The following is a 20,810-nucleotide window of genomic DNA, read 5'->3' on the forward strand; positions in this document are numbered from 1 at the left end:
GTGCTGGAGCGGGTGACGGGAATCGAACCCGCACTGTCAGCTTGGGAAGCTGATGTTCTGCCATTGAACTACACCCGCAGGCGGCACCACTGTACCTGAGGTCACCACTCCCGTGCACCCAGGCACCCCCGCCCCGCCGTCGGGCAGGAGTGGATCAAGGATGTTGCGTGCCGGCAACATATGGGCGTTCTCAAATCCGTCGATGGGATGTAACGTCTGCTCCACGTTTCCGACCCGGCGTGACACACCCCCTGCCACGCCGTCAGAAAGAGGTGGGCCCATGGGACCCCGTCCCAACCTGCTGACCCGGCGTACCGCCGGTGTCGCGACGTCGACCCTCGCGCTGCTGCTCAGCACCGCTGCCGTCGGCGTCGTCCCCGCTGCCTCGGCCTTCTCGGCCGCCCCGGCCGGCGTCTGCGCCGAGCCGGCCGACGCCCACGGCCACGCCGACGCCCGCGTCGCCAAGGGCGGTCACCCCCGGCTCGACCCGAACGAGCTGACCGCCCAGCAGGTGCGCGAGCGCGAGGCCGACCTCGCCGCCGCGCAGCGCGAGCGGGCCAACTTCCGGACCGGCCCGACCGTCACCCCGCTGGCGTCCGTGACCATCCCGGTCGTGGTGCACGTGATCCAGGAGAACAGCACCCGGGCCGGCGGCAACATCCCGGACTCGCTGATCAACCAGCAGATCACCGTGCTCAACCAGTCGTACGCGGGCTCTACCGGTGGCGCCGCCACCGCCTTCGCGTTCCAGCTCACGAAGATCAACCGGGTGACGAACCCGTCCTGGTACCCGATCGTGCAGGGCTCCTCGGCCGAGCGCTCGATGAAGACCTCGCTGCGTACGGGCGGCAAGAACACGCTCAACATCTACCTGGGCGAGCTGAGCGACGGCCTGCTGGGCTGGGCGACCTTCCCGAAGCGCACGCTGGACAAGATGGACGGCGTGGTCGTGCTCAGCGAGTCGCTGCCCGGCGGCACGGCGACCAACTACAACCAGGGCGACACCGGTACGCACGAGGTCGGCCACTGGCTGAACCTCTACCACACCTTCCAGGGCGGATGCTCCGGCTCGGGTGACAGCGTCTCCGACACCCCGGCCGAGGCGTCGCCGGCGTACGAGTGCCCGACCGGTCGGGACACCTGCTCCACGGCCGGCAAGGACCCGATCACCAACTTCATGGACTACACCTACGACTCCTGCATGTACCAGTTCACCGCCGGCCAGGCGAGCCGCATGCTCACCGCGTGGAACGCCTACCGCGCGGCCTGACCTCACCCGCACCACACGACAGGTGCCGGTCCCGTTCTCAAACGGGGCCGGCACCTGTCGTTTCGGCAGGCGGCTCAGGCAGCCGGGCGGCGGGTGTCGAAGCCGTGCCGGCCGCGCCGGCCGTCCGCGGCGAGCGGGTCACGGCGTGCCGGCGTGGCGCCCCGCGGGTCGAGCCAGACCCGCATCTGCGGCCGGCCGGCACCCGGCTGGGCCACCGGGTCGCGCCGGGTCAGCATCGCCACGTCGACGGTGAACTCGAACAGCCGCCAGTCACCCTGCGGCGCCGCCCGGGCGACCCGGGCCAGTCGGGCAACCGTGGCCGGATCGGTCACCGGACGGGCCCGGCCCGCCACGTAGGCCTCGTCGTCGCTCTCCTCCGGCGGGAAGGAGTGCAGCGCGTAGCGGCCGTCGCGTTCGAGGTCGCGGCGCTTCGGGGAGTCGATGACGAAGCACCAGAGCCCGTCGGCGGTGATCACCGGGGAGACCGGGTGCACCCGCGGGCCGCCGTCGGCGCGGACCGTGGCGAGGTAGCCGAAGCCCGGCCCGTACTGCTGCATCAGGAGGCGGATCTCGTCGGCGAGGCGGGGCTCGTCGGCGGCGAATTCGGACCAGGAAGCCATGCGGACATTCTATCGAACACGTGTACGAAGAAGTAGTGCGACACGCAGGTCACCCGTACCGGTCGCTATGGTGTTCCGATGCTGCTCTCCGACCGCGACCTGGTCTCCGAGATCAAGTCGGGCACGCTCGCGCTGGAGCCCTTCGAGCCCACGCTGGTGCAGCCGTCCAGCATCGACGTACGCCTGGACCGGTTGTTCCGGGTCTTCAACAACCATCTCTACACCCACATCGACCCGTCGGTGCAGCAGGACGACCTGACGTCGATGGTGGAGGTGCCGGAGGGCCAGCCCTTCGTGCTGCACCCGGGCGAGTTCGTGCTCGCCTCCACGCTGGAGGTGATCTCGCTGGGCGACCAGCTCGCCGGGCGACTGGAGGGCAAGTCCAGCCTGGGCCGGCTCGGCCTGCTGACCCACTCCACCGCCGGCTTCATCGACCCGGGCTTCTCCGGCCACGTCACGCTGGAGCTGTCCAACGTGGCGAACCTGCCGATCACGCTCTGGCCGGGAATGAAGATCGGTCAGCTCTGCATCTTCCGGCTCTCCTCGCCGGCCGAGCACCCGTACGGCTCGGCCGTCTACGGATCGCGTTACCAGGGCCAGCGCGGCCCGACGCCGAGCCGGTCCTGGCAGAGCTGGCGCACCTGGCCGACCCGCTGACGCCGAACGCCTCTTGTTAAGAGGGGCCCCCTCCTATGCAGAATGCGTTAAGAGGGGGCCCTTCCTTACACCTCAGGCGGGGCGGCCGTAGCTGTTGATGTCGCCGTCGTCGACGCGCTTCATGGTGATCGGCTTGCCGGACTGGGAGGCGTGCACCACCCAGCCGTCGCCCACGTACATGCCCACGTGGTGCAGGTCGCCGTAGTAGAAGACCAGGTCACCGGCGCGCAGCTCGGACCGGCTGACCCGCTTCGTCACGTCGTGCTGCTGCCGCGCGTTGTGCGGCAGCGAGACCCCGCCCTTGGCCCAGGCGGCCATGGTCAGGCCGGAGCAGTCGAAGTGGTCCGGGCCGGCGGCCCCCCAGACGTAGATCTTGCCGATCTGGGCGCAGGCGAACTTGACCGCAGCCCCGGCCGGGCCGCCGGGGTAGCCGGCGGGGCACGGCGCCGGGCGCAGCGGGCCGCCGCCACCCTTGCCGTACACCTTCAGCCGCAGCTTCTCTAGCTTGGCGATCTCGGTGTCGATCTGCTTCTTCTTCGTCGCGAGCTGCGCCTCGGTGCGGCTCAGGTCGGCGACCATCTGGTCCAGCGGCCGCTTCTTGGCGGCCAGCTCGTCGCGCAATTCGGCGACGGCACGCACCTGCTCCTGCTGGTGGTGTGCGAAGCGGTCGAGCAGCTCCAGGCCGCTGACCAGGTCGCCCGGCGAGCGGCTGCCCAGCAGGGCGTTGACGGTGGAGAGGTTGTCGCCCTTGTACGCGTCGGCGGCGAGCCCGCCGACCTGGCCCAACGCCGCGTCCACCCGGGCCTGCAGCGGGGCGATCTGCCGGCCGAGCGCGTCGGCCTGCTTGCGCCGCACCGCGAGCTGCTCGCGTACGGCGTTGACCTGCTCGATGACCGGTTCGAGCTTGTTCCAGTCGCGGTCGATCTGGGCCTCGATCTCGGCGACCGAGGGTTCGGCGTGGGCCGCCGTGGCGCCGCCGGTCAGAACGACGGCGGTGCCGACCAGGGCGGCGAGGGCGGTGGTGAAGCGGGACCAGCGGGAACGCGGCGCGACGAGGGACCGGTCGACCGACCGGTTCGACGACGGCCGCGGGGCATGGAGTGCCACCGGGCGTCCGTACTCCTTCTTCCTGACCGCCTACCGGGTTAGCTGACGGATTCGGACGGGAAGGGAGCCGCCCTACCGCAGCTCCGCTGCGGATTCACCCCAGGTACCTGGTTCCCCGGCTCGCCCGTGGGCGACTCGGCGGTGCCGGACCGTCACCGACCGGGTTGGACGGTGAGACTGGCGGCCGACGATTCACCAGAGTAGGAGCCGTCGTTATCGATCCGCAACTCGGGACGCCGTGACACTCCGTACCGACACCTGGGTGAAGTTTTCTTTCATTAAGGATTACCTGCTGGAAAGGTATTGACCCTCGCGGGTGTGCGGAGTGAGGGTGGGGACGCAGTGACCCCCATCCCTGTCCAGGAGGTTCGATGCACCTCTCCACCCCACCGTCGGGCGGACGGATACTGCTGGCCGCCGCCGTGGCGACCGCCACCGCGCTGGCCGTCACCGGCCCGGTGACCGCCGCGCCGGAGACGGCCGGACCCGCCACCGACCGGCAACGGCAGTACGCCGCCGCGGCCACCGAGTACGGCGTGCCGCAGAACGTGCTGCTCGGCGTCTCCTACCTCGAGTCCCGCTGGGACACCCACCCCGGCCAACCCAGCACCAGCGGCGGCTACGGCCCGATGCACCTGACCGACGCGGCACACGTCCTCGCCACCCCGGGCAGCGCCCACGTCGACGAGGACGAGGACCCGCGCGGCGACGACTCCCGCCCGCTCACCCTCGACCCGGCCACCGCCGCCGCGCCGGCACGGGAGACCCCGCTGCCCCGCGCCTCGCTGCAGACGATCGACACCGCCGCGACGCTCACCGGGCTCGACGCGCAGACGCTGCGCACCGACCCGGCGGCGAACATCCGCGGTGGCGCGGCGCTGCTCGCGTCGTACCAGAAGGCACTGGGCGGGCCGGTCGGCGCCGGCACCGACGCGGCGGCCTGGTACGGCGCGGTGGCCCGCTACTCCGGCGCGGACACCGCCGACGCGGCGGCGGCCTTCGCCGACGAGGTCTACGACCAGCTCGGCCAGGGCGCGACCCGGACCACCGACGACGGGCAGCGGGTCACGCTGGCCGCCACCGCCGCCCGGCCGGACCGGTCCCGGCTGGCCCGGCTCGGCCTGCGCCACGCCCAGCGGCCGGACGGCCTGGAGTGCCCGGTCCGGCTGGCCTGTGAGTGGATCCCCGCCCCGTACGAGCAGCTCAGCGCCGACCCGGGCGACTACGGCAACCACGACCTGGGCAACCGGCCGAAGCAGCAGAAGATCGAATACATCGTCATCCACGACACCGAGGGCTACTTCGGCCCCAGCGTCGACCTGGTGAAGCGGGCCGACTACCTGGGCTGGCACTACACGCTGCGCTCGGTGGACGGCTACGTCGCCCAGCACATCAAGGCCAAGGACGTCGGCTGGCACGCCGGCAACTGGTACGTCAACGCCAAGTCCATCGGTCTGGAGCACGAGGGCTTCGCCGGTCAGGGCACCTGGTACACCGAGGCGATGTACCGGGCCTCGGCCAAGCTGGTCCGCCACCTCGCGCTGAAGTTCGGCATCCCGCTGGACCGGCAGCACATCATCGGGCACGACAACGTGCCGGGCACCACCGCCGGCACCGTGAAGGGCATGCACTGGGACCCGGGCCCCTACTGGGACTGGTCGCACTACTTCGACCTGATGAAGGCGCCGTTCCGGAGCACCGGCACGGCCCGCACCGGGCTGGTCACCATCGACCCGGACTTCGCCACCAACCGGCCGGCGTTCGTCGGCTGCAACCAGCAGCCGCCGGGCGTCCCGACGCCCACCCCGCCGGCCGCGACCTGCCCGTCGCGCGGCTCCTCCGCGGTGGTCCTGCGGACCGCGCCGAGCGTGGACGCCCCGCTGGTCAACGACCTCGGGCTGCGCCCGGACGGCACGCCGGACACGATGTACATCTCCGACCACGGCGCCCGCGCCTCCGCCGGCCAGACGTACGCGGTGGCCGGCCGGCAGGGCGACTGGACGGCGATCTGGTACCTCGGCCAGAAGGCGTGGTTCCTCAACCCGGCGTCGGCGCCGACCGCGAAGTGGGCCACCGGCTTCGTGGTGACCCCGCGGCCCGGCAGGGCCACGATCCCGGTGTACGGCCGCGCCTACCCGGAGCAGGCCGCCTACCCGGACACCATCCCCTACCAGACCATCTCGCCGTTGCAGTACACGCTCGCGGCGGGCCAGCGGTACGCGGTCGGCGGGGTGCTGCCCGGCGAGTACTACCGCGCGGTCTCGTTCGACGGCTCGGCGCCGGGTGACCGGACCGTGGTGCGCGGCGAGAACCGCTACGTGCAGGTCCAGTTCGGTCACCGGATCATGTACGTGAACCTCGACGACGTGCTGGTCCTGCCGTCGCCGATCGGCGCGCCGCGGTAACGGCCCACCGACACGGGAAGGCCCCCGGTCCAGCTGGACCGGGGGCCTTCCCGTCGGAGCGAACGGGTCAGTACGGCCGGCGGTAACCCGCGACCGGCATGTACTGCAGCTTGCCCACCTGGACCGGTTTGCCGGTGCGCGGCGCGTGCACCATCAGACCGTTGCCCAGGTAGATCCCGACATGATGCAGGTCGCTGAAGAAGAAGACCAGGTCACCGGGGCGTGCCTCGCTCGCCGAGATCTTCCGGCCCTCGTTCCACTGCGCGCCGGTGAAGTGCGTCAGCGAGATGCCCGCCGCCTTGTACGCGTACTGCGTCAGGCCGGAGCAGTCGAACGAGTTCGGCCCGGTGGCCCCCCACACGTACGGGTCACCGACCTGGGCGCATGCCGTCTTGATCGCGGTACGCGCGGCGCTGCTCACCACACCGTCGATCGACGGGCAGCCCTCCGGGCGGATCGAGGTCACCGGCAGCATCGCGGTCAGCCGCTTGATCTCGGAGTCGATCTGCTTCTTCTGCGCCGCCAGCTTGTTCTTGCGCTCGATCTCGGTGGCGATCAGCGCGTCCAGCTTCTGCTTCTGCGCGTTGTACTTGTCGCGGGCCGCGAGCACACCGGCGATCTGCTTGCGCTGGTCGTCGGCGATGCGGTCGAGCATCACCAGCTGCTCGGCCAGGGTGCCCGGCTTGGTGCTCACCAGCAGCGCGCCCATCTCCTGCGACGGGCCCCGCATGTAGTAGCGGGCGGCGATGTCACCGACCTTGTTCATGGCCAGCGTCGAGGCCAGCTCCAGCGGCACCATCTTCTTCTGCAGCTCCGCGGACTTCTTCTGGTCCGCCTTGAGCTGGGCGTTGACCTTGTTGTAGTCCTCGATCGTGGGTTCGAGCTTTTCCCACTGCTTGTCGATCTGGGCGTCGATCTCGTCGACCGAGGGCGCCGCGTGCGCCGGGGCCGCCAGCATCCCGGCGCCGACCGCGACGGCCGCGACCAGGGTGAGGAGACGGCGTACCACCCGGTGGAACCCGGCCGGACGGCCGGGTCGAGCGCTCGGGGCGTGACGTCGAGGGGGCATGGTTGCCACCGGCACGGACTCCTTTGCAACCGACCGCCGGGCGCCTCGCGAGAGGGAAGGTCGAGGCAGACGACCCACAGCGGTCGGTGCCCCACATTAGGGAAAGCACCGGGGTGGAATCAAGGCGACCTTTTGTTCAATCACGTATCCGCAATCGGTTGCACACCAAGGGTGTTCATTCACTTGCCGACGATGGCCGTCAATACGTCGTCGAGCGTCACCACGCCGAGGGGCCGACGACCGTCGCTGACCAGCACCATGTGCCGGCGCTCGCGACGCATCGCGAGCAGCAGATCGGCGAGCGTACGGTCCGGCGGCACCACGGCCAGCGGCCGGTAGACGTCGGCCGGCACCGGGGCCCGACGGCTCGCCCCGGCGTATCCGAGCACGTCCTTGACGTGCACGAAACCGAGCACCCGGCGGGTGGCCCGCTGCACCACCGGGAAACGCGACCGGCCGGTGCGGGTCGCCAGCACCTCCAGCGAGGCCGGTGAGACGTCTTCGGCCACCGTGGTCACCGTCGACCAGGGTTGCAGGGCGTCGGCCGCGGTACGACTGTGCAGGGCGAGCGCGCCGGTGATCCGGGCGTGCTCCTCGGCGTCCAGCAACCCCTCGGTCCGCGCCTGCGACACCAGCCCGGCCAGTTCCTCGGCGGTGAACACCGTCTTGACCGCGTCCGTCGCCTCCACCCGCCACCACCGCAGCACCTGCCGCGCCGACCACTTCATCGCCACCAGCAGCGGCTTCGTGGCCAGGCAGAACGCGAGCATGGCCGGGCCGAGCCAGAGCGCCGAGGGCTCCGGCCCGGCCAGCGTGATGTTCTTCGGCACCATCTCGCCGACCACGGTGTGCAGGAACACCACCACGGCCAGCGCGATCACGAACGCCACCGGGTGCACCGCCGACGCCGGCAGTCCGAGCGCCTCGAAGGGCACCTCCAGCAGGTGGGCCAGCGCCGGCTCGGCGATCGCGCCCAGGCCGAGCGAGCAGACCGTGATGCCGAGCTGCGCGCCGGCGATCATCAGCGGGATCTGGTTCATCGCGGCCAGCGCCCAGCGCGCCCGCTTCGAGGTCGCCGCGAGCGGTTCGATCACGGTGCGCCGGGACGCGATCAACGCGAACTCGCTGCCCACGAAGAACGCGTTGCCGAGCAGCAGCACCAGGGCGACAAGCAGTTCAGGCACCGTCGTCGGGCTCCTCGGGGCGGACCACCCGGACCTGCTCGATCCGGTGCCGGTCGACCTCCACCACGGTGAACTCGTAGCCCGCGTCGTCGACCGTCTCACCGGCGACCGGGATGTGGCCGAGCCGGGCCATCAGGAACCCGCCCAACGTCTCGTACGGCCCCTCGGGCAGCCGGAAGCCGGTCTGCTCGACCAGCTCGTCGGCCCGCAGCACGCCGTCGACCAGGACGGTCCGCTCGCCACCGGGCACGGTCAGCTCCGCCGGCCCGAAGCCGTCCACCGCGTCCGGGTCGAACTCGTCGGCGATCTCCCCGACCAGCTCCTCGACCAGGTCCTCCACGGTCACCACGCCGTCCGTGCCGCCGTACTCGTCGACCACGATGGCCAGGTCCGCGCCGGCGTCCTTCAGCGCGGCCAGCACCCCGTCGAGGTCCAGGCTCTCCGGCACGTACACCGGCTCCCGGGCGACCGCGGCGACGGTGGTGCCGGCCCGACGGGCCAGCGGCACGCCGAGCGCGTCCGGCACCCCGGCGACACCGGTGACCAGGTCGAGCGTCTCCTCGTACACCGGGAACCGGGTCCGGCCGGTCCGCCGGGACGCCTCCAGCAGCTCGGCGACGGAGGCGGTGGCCCGCAACGCGATCACGTCCACCCGGGGGGTCATCGCCTCGGCGGCCCGCTTGTCGCCGAAGCGGATGGTGCGGCGCAGCAGCATCGCGGTGTCCGGCGGCAGCGCGCCGGCCCGCGCCGAGATGGCGGCCAGCAGTCCCAGCTCCTCCGGGGAACGGGCGCTGGCGAGTTCCTCCTGCGGCTCCACGCCGAGGCGGCGCACCAGCCGGTTGGCCGAGTTGTTGAGCAGCCGGATCAGCCAGCCGAAGGCGCGGGAGAACCCCCGCATCGGCGCGGCCGTGGCCAGGGCCGCCGGCATCGGGCGGGCCAGCGCCAGGTTCTTCGGCACCAGCTCGCCGAAGAGCATCGAGACGAGCGTGGCCAGCGCCAGGGCGAGCAGCCCGGAGAAGCGGTCCGCCCCGCCGAAGGGGTGCAGGGCCGGCGCGACGAGCCGGGCCAGGGCGGGCTCGGCCAGATAGCCGGTGAGCAGCGCGGTGATGGTGATGCCGAGCTGCGCGCCGGAGAGCTGGAAGGACAGGTCCCGCAGCGCCCGCCGCACCGTGGCGGCCCGTCCGTCGCCCTCGTCGGCCCGCCGGTCGATCTCCGCGCGGTCGACCGTGACCAGGGCGAACTCGGCCGCGACGAAGAATGCGTTGCCCGCGGTCAGCAGCACGAAGCCGACCAGGGGCAACAGCGTCAGAACCAACAGGCCGTCGATGGGCGTGATTGTGGCACGTGGGCGCCGGTGGTGCGGCACCCGTAGCGTGGCGGGTATGGACGGCCTGCTGCTCACCGACGAACTGGTCCTGCTCGCCTACGACGACGCCGGCACGAACCGGCTCGGCCGCCCCCATCTGGACTACGGCCTCGCCGGGGCGGTGCTGCTGGAACTGGCCCTCGCCCGCCGGGTGGAGGTGGTGGACAAGCGGCTGGTGGTGACCGACCCCGCCCCCACCGGCGTGCCCCTGCTCGACGAGGCGCTGGCCACCGTCGGGGCCGGGCGGCCCCGCAAGCCGAAGGACTGGATCGGCAAGCTCGCCAAGGGACTGCCGGACCGGGTGCTCGACGGTCTGGTCGGCTCCGGGGTGCTGCGCCGCGACTCCGACCGGGTGCTGCTGGTCTTCCCGCGTACCCGCTATCCCTCGCCGACCGGCGCGGAGCCGGCGGTGGAGACGGCGGCCCGGCGGCGGATGGTGGACGCGCTGGTCGGCGACGGCCCGGTCGACGCCCGGACCGCCGCGCTTCTCACCCTGACCCGGGCGGTCGGCCTGGACCGCAAGCTCTTCCGCGAGCTGCCGAAGGAGCGGGTCAAGGCCCGGATGACCGAGATCGCCGCCGGTGACTGGGCCTCCGCCGCGGTGAAGAAGGCGATCGAGGAGATGCAGGCCGCGGTGATCGTCGCGACCACCGCCACCGCCGCCATCAGCGTCACCACGACCAGCTGACACGACGGCGGCGGCACCCGCGTGGGTGCCGCCGCCGTCGTGGCCCGGCTTCCCGCCGGGGTACGCCTCAGCCGGCCGCCGGAGCGGTCTCCTTCTCGCCGGCCGGCGCGTCCGGCTTGACCGAGCGCAGCAGCACGCTGGCCACGTCGACCACCTCGACGTCCTCGCCGGCGCCCTTGCCGTTCACGCCGTCGTTGAGCATGGTCGAGCAGAACGGGCAGCCGACCGCGATGGTCTTCGCACCGGTGGACATGGCCTCCTCGACCCGGTCCACGTTGATCCGCTTGCCGATCTTCTCCTCCATCCACATCCGGGCACCGCCGGCGCCGCAGCAGAAGGAGCGCTCGCTGTTGCGCGGCATCTCGGTCAGCTCGCCCTGGATGGAGTCGCCGAGCACCTCACGGGGAGCGGCGAAGACCCGGTTGTGCCGGCCCAGGTAGCAGGGGTCGTGGTAGGTCACGCCACCGTCGACCGGCTGCACCGGGGTGAGCTTGCCGGCGCTGACCAGGTGGGCCAGCAGCTGGGTGTGGTGCACCACCTCGAACTCGCCGCCGAGCTGGCCGTACTCGTTGCCCAGCGTGTTGAAGCAGTGCGGGCAGGTCGCGACGATCTTCCGCTTGCTCTTCTCCCGGCCGTCGAACGCCTCGTTCAGCGTCTCGACGTTCTGCTGGGCGAGCATCTGGAAGACGAACTCGTTGCCGATGCGCCGGGCCGGGTCACCCGAGCAGGTCTCGCCCTCGCCCAGGATGGCGAAGGAGACGCCCGCCTCGTTGAGCAGTGTGGCGACCGCGCGGGTGGTCTTCTTGGCCCGGTCCTCGAACGCGCCGGCGCAGCCGACCCAGAACAGGTACTCGAAGTCGTCGACCTCGCCGACCCGGGGCACCTCGAAGCCGAGGCCCTTGGTCCAGTCCTCGCGGGTGTTCTGCGGGGCGCCCCACGGGTTGCCCTTGTTCTCCAGGTTGCGGAGCATGACGCCGGCCTCGGACGGGAAGCTCGACTCGATCAGCACCTGGTAGCGGCGCATGTCGACGATGTGGTCCACGTGCTCGATGTCCACCGGGCACTGCTCGACGCAGGCGCCGCAGGTGGTGCAGGACCAGAGCACGTCCGGGTCGATGACGCCGCCCTCCTCGGCGGTGCCGATCAGTGGGCGGTCGGCCTCGGCCAGGGCCAGCACGTCCATGTGGGCGAGCTGCGCCTCGGTGGCCTTCTCCTCGCCGGTGAGGTCCTTGCCGCCGCCGGCCAGCAGGTAGGGCGCCTTCGCGTACGCGTGGTCGCGCAGGCTCAGCACCAGCAGCTTCGGCGACAGCGGCTTGCCGGTGTTCCAGGCCGGGCACTGCGACTGGCACCGGCCGCACTCGGTGCAGGTGCTGAAGTCGAGCAGGCCCTTCCAGCTGAACTGCTCGACCTGGGCGACACCGAACTGGTCCTTCTCCGGGTCGGCCTCCTCGAAGTCGAGCGGCTTGCCCTCGCTCGTCATCGGGCGCAGCGGGCCCAGGCCGGAACCGGCGGGCTTCTCCGGGTCGCGCTTGAAGAAGATGTTCGGGAATGCCAGGAACCGGTGCCAGGCGACACCCATCGTGACGTTCAGCGAGATCACGATGAGCCAGGTCATCGAGATGACGATCTTGATGAGCGCGGCGATGCTCGCGCCGTTCTCCCAGCTCGGCAGCGCAGCGCCGACGGCGTGGCTGAGCGGGGTGGCCCAGACCGGGTACTCGAAGTGGTCGGTGGCGACCTTGAAGCCCCGGATGACGAAACCGAAGATCAGGACCAGCAGCACGATCCACTCGACGAAGTAGCCCTGCCACATGGTCGAGCCGGTGAAGCGGGAGCGGTTCTCGGCGCGACCGGGCCGGTTGCGCAGCCGGATCGCCATCAGCACCACGATGCCGATCAGGCCGAGGATGCCGATCCACTCGGTGACCAGACCGAAGATCGTCCAGGACCCGATGATCGGCAACCCACCGGTCGGGGTGACGACCTCGAAGTAGGCCTCCAGCACCAGCAGCGACAGCACGACGAAGCCGACCATGACGGTCCAGTGCGCGGCACCGACCACGCTCCACTTCAGCATGCGGGTGTGACCGACGGTCTCCACCAGCATCTTCTTCGTGCGGGCGCCCTTGTCGGCGAACCGCTCCGGCGCGGGTTGCCCCAGCCGGATGACGGCCGTCATCTTCATGACCGCGCGCACCGCAAGCCACACCGCAACGGCGGTGATGGCGGCCGCGAGGATCGTGGTGACGATCTGGACGCTGCCCATCGAGTTGGCCTCCCGGTCTGCTGCTTGTCAGTGCAGCCTACGCGGAAGGTTACCCAGCAGTAACGTGAGTCTTCTCGCACCGGCCACGCCGCCCTGCGGACACCTTAGGTGCAGCGGAGTCCGGGTGCCGGACAGGGGCGGCGTGGCGTGACGTGCGACCGGGCGACTCAGCGCCAGCGGGAGAGCAGGATCAGCGAGGAGACCATCGCGCCGAAGCCCACCGCGAGGTTCCAGTAACCCCACGAGGCGACCGGGTAGGCCTGCTCGGAGAGGTAGTAGATCACCAGCCAGCCGATGCCCACCGCGATCAGCGCGACCGCGGTGATCGGCAGCCAGACCGGGCTAGGCTTGCGCGTCGCCGCCGTCGCCGTCGGGCGGACGTCCGTCGGCGGGGTGTACACCTTCTTCTTGCGGACCTGAGACTTGGGCACGACGCTCTCCAGAGGGGGGTACGACCTCGTCCGGCCTGACAACCGGGCGCGGGGGCGACGGTCCATGGCCAATAATGTTCGACAGCTAGCGTAGTCCCGACGGACCGTCCAGGCCACGAATGGGGTCAGGCCGGTGCACGGAGTGACCGAAAAGAGCGGGACTTTTCGGGTCGAGCAGGTCGGTTCGCATCGGCGCGGGCCGGAACGAGACGACGGGAAAGGGAACGCCCGGTGGAGTACACGTCCGGCGCCGCCTCCTGGCAGAAGGTCCTCCGCCGCGCGGTCGCCGGTCTGCTGCCCCGACGAGCGCGTCAGCGCCGCCCGGGCTGGTCGATCGGCGTGCCCCTGATCGCCGCCGCGGCGGGGCTGCTCTTCACCACCACCGCGACCACCGCCGGCGGCACCTCGCTGCGCGAGGACCGGCGGCCCCAGCTCACCCAGCTCATCGAGGACCGGCGCGAGCAGGTCGCGGCCAGCGAGGCGAAGGCGGCGCGGCTGCGCGACGAGGTCGAGCAGCAGACCGAGGCGCTGGCCGGCACCGACGGGCCGGTCAAGCTCCAGCGGGACCGGGCCGCCGCCAGCCGGCAGGCCGCCGGGTTCACCGCGCTCACCGGCACCGGAATCACCATCGAGCTGAACGACGCCGACTGGGGCCCCGGCCAGCCGCTGCCCAAGGGCGCCAGCAACGACGACCTGGTCGTGCACCAGGGCGACGTGCAGGCGGTGGTGAACGCGCTCTGGGCCGGCGGCGCGGAGGCCATGTCAATCATGAACGTCCGCGTCCTCAGCACCAGCGCGGTACGCTGCGTCGGTAACACCCTGCTGCTGCACGGCCGGGTTTACTCCCCTCCTTTCAAGATCGTGGCCATCGGCGATCCCGCGGAGTTCCAGCGGGCGCTCGCCGCCTCTGAGGGAGTCCGGGTGTTCAAGGAAGTGGCCGACCACTACCAGCTCGGCTACGTCGAGCGGGTCTCCACCGTCACCGTGCCGGCGTTCGAGGACTCCACCGCGCTGCAATCGGCGACGGTGCCCAGGTGACCGGCGACCGCCCCGCGGAACGCCACGGTCGCCCCGACGACCCGCACGAGGAGCCGACCGCGTTCCTCCCCACCGTCGACCGTCCGGCGCCCGCCCCGGCCCGGCCCCCGCTCGACCTGCCCTGGCCGGACGCCGGCCCGACCCACTCGTCCCCGGCCCGTCGCGACCTCGGCGGCCGTGACCCGGGCGCCCGTCGCCCCGGCCGTGACCCTGGCCCCGGTGACCTCGGCCGGGACCTCCGTGCCCATGGCCTGGGACGCGAACTCGACACCCGTGGGCCGGGCCGTGACCCTGGCGCCGGTGACGCGAGCCGTGGGCTACCCGACCGGTGGGATCCCCGTGGCCAGGGGCCGGACCGAGGCGACCCCGCCGGCCGGCGCCACGGCCGCCGCGCACCCGACGGCCGTGGCGCCGGCGACCGCGCACCCGACGGCCGTGGCACCGGGGACCGCGCACCCACCCGCCGCGAACCCGCCCGCCCGGAGACCGGCGGTTGGGAGCCGGAACGTCGCAACCACGGCCACGGCCACGGCGACGCGGGCGGCCGGCCCAGCGCCCCGCCCCCGCCCGCCTGGCCGGGCAACCAGGCCCGTCCGCCGAGCACCGCGGACCGGGCCGAGCCGCACGGGCCGGCGCGCGCCGAGGGCTACCCATCGACGCCCCACACCGAGACCCGCCCCCCGTCGTACCGGTCGTCGCCCCGCCCGGAGACCCGTCAGCCGGCACGCGCCGAGACGTACCCGCCCTCGTCCCACCCCGAGACCCGTCAGCCGGCACGCGCCGAGGGGTATCCGCCGTCGTCCCACGCCGGGACCCCGTCCTCGCCACGCGTCGAGGCGTACCCGCCTCCGCCCCACGAGGACGCCCGGCAGTCGGCGCGCGGCCTCGGCCGCCCGCCCACCGGTTCGGGCGGCCAGCACCCGGACGGCCCCGGGACGGCGGGGGGGCGAGCTGCCGAGAACCGGCCGGCCGGGCCCGCGGATGCCCGGTCCGCCGCGGCACCGGCCAGGCCCGCCGATCCGTACCGCTCCGACGGCCGCAGCGGAGTCGGCGGCCCGGCCACCCCCGAGGACCGGCGTTTCTCGGGGCCGTCCGGCCGCCGGTTCGATCCGACGTCGCGCACCGACCAACCCCCGCCGGGCCCCGTCGGCCCCTTTGAGCACCGCGCCGACCCGGATCGCGCGCCGGCGACGCCGTCCGGCGCTCGCGGTGGTGCTCCCGGCCCGATCCGACCGGCCGCCCCCGCCGACGGGCCGACCGACTTCCTGCCCCCGGTGGGAGAGCGGGCCGGCGCGTCCGAGCCGCGTGCCCGCGCGTCGCAACGGCACGACGCCGGCCCCGAGCAGCCCGGCGACCCGGGTGCGACGGCGGTGCTGCGCCCGGTCAGCCGCCCGCCCGCCGATCCGCGGTTGGACTCCACAGCGCTGATGGGCGCCGTACCCCCGGTGCAGGACACCGGCGACGGCGGCGACGAGCCACCGGCGGAGCCGCCGCGCCCACGGCGCGGCGAGCGGGTGGTGCAGCTCCGGCCGGAACAGACCGGCGAGGGCTACCGCAGCGTCTACTCCGAACTGACCCGCCCGACCACGGGCTCCCGGCTGCGCTCGGTGATTCGCGGCACCGGCGAGGTGCTGATCACCTTCGGCCTGGTCGTGCTGCTCTTCGCCGGTTACGAGATCTGGGGCAAGTCGGTCATCGTCGACGCCCACCAGAGCGACCTGAGCGGTCAGCTCGCCCGGGAGTGGGAGACGGACCCGACCGTCGGCCCGACCACCGGGCCGAGCGTGAAGCCGAAGCCGCCGGCCGAGGGGAAGCCCGTCGCCGGCCTCTACATCCCCAAGTTCGACAAGCACTGGGTGGTGGTGGAGGGCGTCAGCCCGGACGACATCCGGTACGCCCCGGGCCACTACCCGGACAGCGCCATGCCGGGCGAGGTGGGCAACTTCTCCGTCGCCGGTCACCGCATCCGCTCCACCTTCTGGCGGCTGGACGAGTTGAAGGCCGACGACGTCATCGTGGTCGAGACCAAGACCGAGTGGCTCGTCTACCGGGTCTACCAGCAGCGGATCGTCAAGCCCTCCCAGGTGGAGGTGGTCGCGCCGGTACCGGGCAAACCGGACCGGAAGGCGACCGAGAAGCTGCTCACGCTGACCACCTGCAACCCCAAGTTCGACAACTACCAGCGGCTCATCGTCCACGCCCGGCTGGACCACGCCCAGGCGAAGTCGGCGGGCCGCCCGGCCGAACTGGAGGCCTGACCCGTGTACTCGTGGATCTGGCGGAAGCTGCCGTTCGGCCTGCCCGGGAAGCTGATCGGCTCGGTGCTGCTGGCCACCGCCACGGTCGCCCTGCTCTGGCTCGTGGTCTTTCCCTGGGCCGAGCCGCTGCTGCCCTTCGACGACGTGCAGGTCACGCAGGACTCCGGCGTACCGGGCGACGCTCCTGGGGGAGGGCTCACCGACCCGACCGGGCTGCCGGGCGAGGAGGAGGAACTCCCCTACAGCACCGAGACCAACAACGCCCCGCCCTCCACCCCGAACAGGTGACCCGATGCGCGTCCTGGTGATCGACAACTACGACTCGTTCGTCTTCAACCTCGTGCAGTACCTCGGCCAGCTCGGCGTGGACTGCGAGGTACGGCGCAACGACGAGATCGACGTCGCCGAGGTGGGCCGCGTCGGCGCGGACGGCGTGCTGCTCTCGCCCGGACCGGGCAGCCCCGACCGGGCCGGCATCTGCCTGGACGTCATCCGCGAGTACGCGGGCAAGCTCCCCCTCTTCGGCGTCTGCCTCGGCCACCAGGCCATCGGTGAGGCGTTCAGGGCCACCGTGACCCGGGCCCCGGAGCTGCTGCACGGCAAGACCTCCGAGGTGCACCACCACGGCGTCGGCGTGCTCGCCGGCCTGCCCGACCCGTTCACCGCCACCCGCTACCACTCACTCGCGGTGCTGCCCGAGACGCTCCCGGACGAGCTGGAGGTCACCGGCAGTACCGCCTCCGGGGTGGTGATGGCGATGCGGCACCGCACGCTGCCGATCGAGGGCGTGCAGTTCCACCCCGAGTCGGTGCTGACCGAGGGCGGTCACGTCATGCTGGCGAACTGGTTGGCCACGTGCGGCTTCCCGGAGGCGCTGGAGCGCGCCCCGGAGCTGGCCGCCGAGGTCGACGCCCGCCGCCGCGCCGCCTTCGCCGCAGCCTGACGCACCCCGCGCCCCGCACCCCGCACCCCGCGCCCCGTCGATCATGAGGTTGGCGGCAGGTCACGCCCGATTTGTCGCCGCCAACTTCATGGTCAACAGGGGACGGGTTCGGGAGGGGACGACACGTTGTCGAGATCTTGGTACGGGGCTGCCCTCAGGGGGGCGGGGCCGTACCAAGATCTCGACGGGGGACGGTGTGGGTGGGACCCGGTGGGTGTTTCCCGCGTTGGGATGCGCCCGTGGCGTTCCACCCCGACTCATGCGTCCGGAGAAGCAGCGTGGCGGTGTCCCGGTCGTCCGGGGCACCGCCACGTGTGCGTCGACAGCCGTCAGCCGTTGCTTCGCGTCGGCGGGACGGTCGGGAACGGGAAGCCCCCACCGCCGCCACCCGGCGTGCTGGGCGAACCGCTCGGGGTCGCGCTCGGCGGGGTCGGGCTCTCGCTCTGCTCTTCGATCGGCACGTCGACCTCGATGGTCACGGTCTCACCGCGAGGCAGCTTGGTGCCGGCGGACGGCGACTGGCTGCTAACCTTCCCCGCCTGGGACGGCTCGACCTCGTTGCCCTCCCGGGTCCTGACGTCATAGCCGGCTTCCTTCAACCGCTGCTTCGCCTGGTCCTCGGTGTAGCCACGGACGTTCGGCACCTCACCGACGTTGCCCTTGGAGACCGAGAGCGTCACCTTGCTGCCCTCGGCCACCGGGCTGCCCTCGGCGGGCGAGACCTCGACGACCTGGCCCTCGGGCGCGCTGTTGGTCACGTCCTTGCGCACCGCGACCAGGCTCCGCTCGTCCAGGCGGGCCTTCGCGGCATCGAAGGTGCTGCCCTTCAGACCGGTGGGGATGGTGACCTCGCCGGGGCCGGTGCAGATCTGGACCGAGACGGCGGTGTTCTTCTCCACCCGCAGGCCCGGGCCCGGGCTCTGGTTGACGACGGTGCCCTTCTTGCACTCCGTGTTCTGCACCGGGTCACCGTTGACGTAGCGCAGCCCGGCCTGGGTCAGCGCCGCCTGCGCCTCGGCCTGCGTGCTGTCCACCAGCTTCGGCACGGAGACCTTCTCGGCCCCGGTCTGGTTGAGCCAGAGCGCGGTGCCCAGCGCGATCACCGCGAGCACACCGAGCGCGGCGAACGTGGCGATGACCCAGGAGGAGGACTTGCGCTTGCGCGGATCCCCGACCCGGGCCGGCGCCTGCTGGCGCGTCTGCGGGCCCATCATCTGGGTCTGCTGCGCCTGGTGGTAGCCGCCTCCGGCGGCCGCCATCGGCATCGTCTCCTCGGACGGCATCACCGGGGTCGCCAGCACCGGCCGGCCGGCGGCGGCGCGGAGCAGGTCCGCCCGCATCTCGCCGGCGCTCTGGTAGCGGTTGAGCGGGTTCTTGGAGAGCGCCTTGAGCACGATGGCGTCGACCGCGGGGTTGACGTCCGGGTTGATCGTGCTGGGCGTCGGCGGCTGCTCCCGTACGTGCTGGTAGGCCACGCTGACCGGGCTGTCGCCGACGAACGGCGGGTGCCCGCAGAGCAGCTCGAACAGCACGCACCCGGCGGCGTAGACGTCGGAGCGGGCGTCGACCGCCTCGCCGCGCGCCTGCTCGGGGGACAGGTATTGTGCCGTGCCGATGACCGCGCTGGTCTGCGTCATCGTGGTCGCGCCGCTGGCCAGCGCGCGGGCGATGCCGAAGTCCATCACCTTGACCTGGCCGGTCTGGGTGAGCATCACGTTGCCGGGCTTGATGTCCCGGTGGATGATGCCGTGCCGGTGGCTGAACTCCAGGGCGGCGCACATGTCGGCGCAGATCTCCAGCGCCCGGCGCGGCTGGAGCCGCCCCTCGACGCCGAGGACCTCCTTGAGAGTCCGCCCGTTGACGAACTCCATCACGATGAACGGCAGCGTCTCGCCGGTCGGGGCGGTCTCCTCGCCGGTGTCGTAGACGGCGACGATGGCCGGGTGGTTGAGCGAGGCGGCGTTCTGCGCCTCCCGACGGAACCGCATCTGGAACGTGGCGTCGCGGGCCAGGTCGGCACGAAGCATCTTGATCGCGACGTCCCGCCCGAGCCGGAGATCGCGACCGCGGTGCACCTCCGCCATGCCGCCGTAGCCCAGCAGCTCGCCGACCTGGTACCTGCCACCGAGCAGGCGGGCCTGCGCTGTCATCGCGTCTCTCGTCCTTCGCTCGTCGTCGAACCGCCGCCGGCCGGCTGGAGGCGTACCTCACGACGGTACGACGTGCGGACCGGATAGTCGTCCCCGTACGCCCGCACCGCGCCGGACGTCACGCTCACACTCGCCGGTACGGGCGGACCGGCGGCACCGGCCACGTATTTCCGGTACCAGAAAGAAATCACGCCCGAACAGAGGATGACCAGCACGGCCACCACGATCGCCGTGGTCCAGAGCCCGGAACGGGAACGGCGCTGGGGCGGCGGCGCGGCGGGCGGGCGGGCGTACCCCTGGGGGTGGTGTTGCGGTCGGGGCTGTGGGACGGGGGCCGCCCCGCGCGGCGCCACCGGTGGGCGGGCCTGCGGGGCGGGGTGCGCGACCATGGTCGGACGCGGCGCCACCGGTGGGCGGGCCGGGGCCACGGGCGGGCGGGGCTGCGGGCGCGGGGCGGCGGTCGGCACCTGGGCCCGCGCGACGGGCGCGGCGGGTGAGGCCGGGGCGCCGGAGATCGGGTGCCCGGCGCGCGCCTGCTGGGAGAGCGCGAGCTTGGCCTGGCGGGCGACGCTCGCCAGCGCGGCGGCGCTGGGCCAGCGGGCCGCCGGGTCCTTGGCCATCGACCGCTCGACGATCGCGCGCACCTGGGGCGGGATGTCGGCGGGGAGCGGCCGGGGTGCGTCGCGTACGTGCTTCATGGCGATCTCGAGCGGATTGTCCCCCTCGAAGGGGCGCCGCCCGGCCAGGCACTGGTAGGCCACCACGCCGAGCGCGTACACGTCGGAAGCGGGGGTGGCGACCGCGCCGGTGGCCTGCTCCGGAGAGATGTACGAGGCGGTGCCGAGCACCGAGCCGGCGGCGGTGAGCTGCCCGACCAGGTCGGACCGGGCGATGCCGAAGTCGGTGAGCACCAGCGTGCCGTTCGGCCGCACCAGCAGGTTCCCGGGCTTCACGTCCCGGTGCACGATGCCCTTCTCGTGGGCCGCGTGCAGCGCGTCGGCGGCCTGGGCCAGCAACGCCATGGTGCGGGCCGGGGTGAGCCGGCCGACCCGGCTGAGCGTGGCGGAGAGCGCGTCGCCCTCCACGTATTCCATCACCAGGAAGGCGATCTGCTGGTCGCTGCCGAAGTCGTAGACGTCGACCACGCCGGGGTGGTTGATGGTGGCCATGGTCCGCGCCTCGCCACGGAACCGCTCGGCGAAGCCCGGCTCGTCGAGCAGCGCGGGGAGCAGGCTCTTGACCGCGACCGTACGGCCCAGCACCTGGTCGGTGCCGCGCCAGACGTCGCCCATGCCACCGCTGGCGATCCGCTCGTCCAGGCGGTAGCGGTTGCCGAGCTGCACACCCGGGCTGAGCAC

Annotated in this window: 17 protein-coding genes, 1 tRNA gene and 1 riboswitch; of the genes, 8 read left to right on the plus strand and 10 right to left on the minus strand. The window is 72.2% G+C overall.

Features of this window, described 5'->3' with window-relative positions:
• Positions 1 to 4 precede the first annotated feature (4 nt).
• Positions 5 to 78 (minus strand) — tRNA-Gly (locus GA0070622_RS01795).
• Positions 79 to 280: 202 nt separating this feature from the next.
• Here GA0070622_RS01795 and GA0070622_RS01800 point away from each other — a divergent pair.
• Positions 281 to 1,270, plus strand: a complete 990-nt coding sequence (locus tag GA0070622_RS01800; protein WP_091566029.1) for a zinc metalloprotease — start codon at positions 281 to 283, stop codon at positions 1,268 to 1,270.
• Positions 1,271 to 1,344: 74 nt separating this feature from the next.
• Here GA0070622_RS01800 and GA0070622_RS01805 read toward each other — a convergent pair whose 3' ends face one another.
• Positions 1,345 to 1,890 (minus strand): pyridoxamine 5'-phosphate oxidase family protein, encoded by a 546-nt coding sequence (locus GA0070622_RS01805; protein WP_091566032.1) that lies wholly within the window; start codon positions 1,888 to 1,890, stop codon positions 1,345 to 1,347.
• 78 nt (positions 1,891 to 1,968) lie between these two features.
• On the opposite strand from GA0070622_RS01805, the gene dcd reads away from it, so the two are divergent.
• Entirely contained in the window at positions 1,969 to 2,547 is a 579-nt protein-coding gene (gene dcd, locus GA0070622_RS01810; protein ID WP_091566035.1) for a dCTP deaminase, read from the plus strand.
• A 72-nt stretch (positions 2,548 to 2,619) separates the two neighbouring features.
• On the opposite strand, the gene GA0070622_RS01815 is transcribed toward dcd, so the two are convergent.
• Positions 2,620 to 3,654: a C40 family peptidase gene (locus GA0070622_RS01815; RefSeq protein WP_091566039.1), complete on the minus strand. Its 1,035-nt coding sequence runs from the start codon at positions 3,652 to 3,654 to the stop codon at positions 2,620 to 2,622.
• A 13-nt stretch (positions 3,655 to 3,667) separates the two neighbouring features.
• Positions 3,668 to 3,805: riboswitch (cyclic di-AMP (ydaO/yuaA leader) on the minus strand.
• 220 nt (positions 3,806 to 4,025) lie between these two features.
• On the opposite strand from GA0070622_RS01815, the gene GA0070622_RS01820 reads away from it, so the two are divergent.
• Entirely contained in the window at positions 4,026 to 6,059 is a 2,034-nt protein-coding gene (locus tag GA0070622_RS01820) for an N-acetylmuramoyl-L-alanine amidase (protein WP_091566042.1), read from the plus strand.
• Positions 6,060 to 6,126: 67 nt separating this feature from the next.
• Here GA0070622_RS01820 and GA0070622_RS01825 read toward each other — a convergent pair whose 3' ends face one another.
• The 3 genes from GA0070622_RS01825 to GA0070622_RS01835 all read right to left on the minus strand — a co-directional run bounded on the left by GA0070622_RS01825 (position 6,127) and on the right by GA0070622_RS01835 (position 9,612).
• A complete protein-coding gene (locus GA0070622_RS01825) occupies positions 6,127 to 7,137 on the minus strand; it encodes a C40 family peptidase (protein WP_091576754.1) in 1,011 nt (336 codons plus the stop codon).
• 170 nt (positions 7,138 to 7,307) lie between these two features.
• The gene (locus tag GA0070622_RS01830; protein ID WP_091566047.1) at positions 7,308 to 8,312 is read right to left on the minus strand and encodes a hemolysin family protein; all 1,005 of its coding nucleotides are present in this window, start codon (positions 8,310 to 8,312) and stop codon (positions 7,308 to 7,310) included.
• Positions 8,305 to 9,612 (minus strand): hemolysin family protein, encoded by a 1,308-nt coding sequence (locus GA0070622_RS01835; protein ID WP_091576757.1) that lies wholly within the window; start codon positions 9,610 to 9,612, stop codon positions 8,305 to 8,307. Before GA0070622_RS01835 ends, GA0070622_RS01830 begins: the two co-directional genes overlap by 8 nt.
• An 82-nt stretch (positions 9,613 to 9,694) precedes the next feature.
• Here GA0070622_RS01835 and GA0070622_RS01840 point away from each other — a divergent pair, with 82 nt between their 5' ends.
• Positions 9,695 to 10,366 (plus strand): GOLPH3/VPS74 family protein, encoded by a 672-nt coding sequence (locus GA0070622_RS01840; RefSeq protein ID WP_245666099.1) that lies wholly within the window; start codon positions 9,695 to 9,697, stop codon positions 10,364 to 10,366.
• A gap of 67 nt (positions 10,367 to 10,433) precedes the next feature.
• Here GA0070622_RS01840 and GA0070622_RS01845 read toward each other — a convergent pair whose 3' ends face one another.
• Both GA0070622_RS01845 and GA0070622_RS01850 read right to left on the minus strand, forming a co-directional pair.
• Positions 10,434 to 12,632 (minus strand): (Fe-S)-binding protein, encoded by a 2,199-nt coding sequence (locus GA0070622_RS01845; protein WP_091566053.1) that lies wholly within the window; start codon positions 12,630 to 12,632, stop codon positions 10,434 to 10,436.
• Positions 12,633 to 12,799: 167 nt separating this feature from the next.
• On the minus strand, positions 12,800 to 13,063 hold the full coding sequence (locus GA0070622_RS01850; protein ID WP_091566056.1) for a cell division protein CrgA: 264 nt from the start codon (positions 13,061 to 13,063) through the stop codon (positions 12,800 to 12,802).
• Positions 13,064 to 13,294: 231 nt separating this feature from the next.
• Here GA0070622_RS01850 and GA0070622_RS01855 point away from each other — a divergent pair, with 231 nt between their 5' ends.
• From GA0070622_RS01855 to GA0070622_RS01870, 4 genes are all read left to right on the plus strand, one after another.
• A complete protein-coding gene (locus tag GA0070622_RS01855) occupies positions 13,295 to 14,101 on the plus strand; it encodes a DUF881 domain-containing protein (RefSeq protein WP_091566060.1) in 807 nt (268 codons plus the stop codon).
• A gap of 1,274 nt (positions 14,102 to 15,375) precedes the next feature.
• Positions 15,376 to 16,359 (plus strand): class E sortase, encoded by a 984-nt coding sequence (locus GA0070622_RS01860; protein WP_245666100.1) that lies wholly within the window; start codon positions 15,376 to 15,378, stop codon positions 16,357 to 16,359.
• A gap of 3 nt (positions 16,360 to 16,362) precedes the next feature.
• Positions 16,363 to 16,647, plus strand: coding sequence for a hypothetical protein (locus tag GA0070622_RS01865; RefSeq protein WP_091566062.1), 285 nt, complete (start codon positions 16,363 to 16,365; stop codon positions 16,645 to 16,647).
• 4 nt (positions 16,648 to 16,651) lie between these two features.
• Positions 16,652 to 17,302, plus strand: coding sequence for an aminodeoxychorismate/anthranilate synthase component II (locus GA0070622_RS01870; RefSeq protein WP_091566067.1), 651 nt, complete (start codon positions 16,652 to 16,654; stop codon positions 17,300 to 17,302).
• Between the two features lie 329 nt (positions 17,303 to 17,631).
• On the opposite strand, the gene pknB is transcribed toward GA0070622_RS01870, so the two are convergent.
• Positions 17,632 to 19,452 (minus strand): Stk1 family PASTA domain-containing Ser/Thr kinase, encoded by a 1,821-nt coding sequence (pknB, locus tag GA0070622_RS01875; RefSeq protein ID WP_091566072.1) that lies wholly within the window; start codon positions 19,450 to 19,452, stop codon positions 17,632 to 17,634.
• Complete coding sequence (locus GA0070622_RS01880; RefSeq protein ID WP_091566076.1) at positions 19,449 to 20,810, minus strand: serine/threonine-protein kinase; 1,362 nt, start codon at positions 20,808 to 20,810, stop codon at positions 19,449 to 19,451. The genes pknB and GA0070622_RS01880 overlap by 4 nt, the downstream gene beginning before the upstream one ends.

Source organism: Micromonospora sediminicola, from assembly GCF_900089585.1.
GTDB lineage: Bacteria > Actinomycetota > Actinomycetes > Mycobacteriales > Micromonosporaceae > Micromonospora > Micromonospora sediminicola.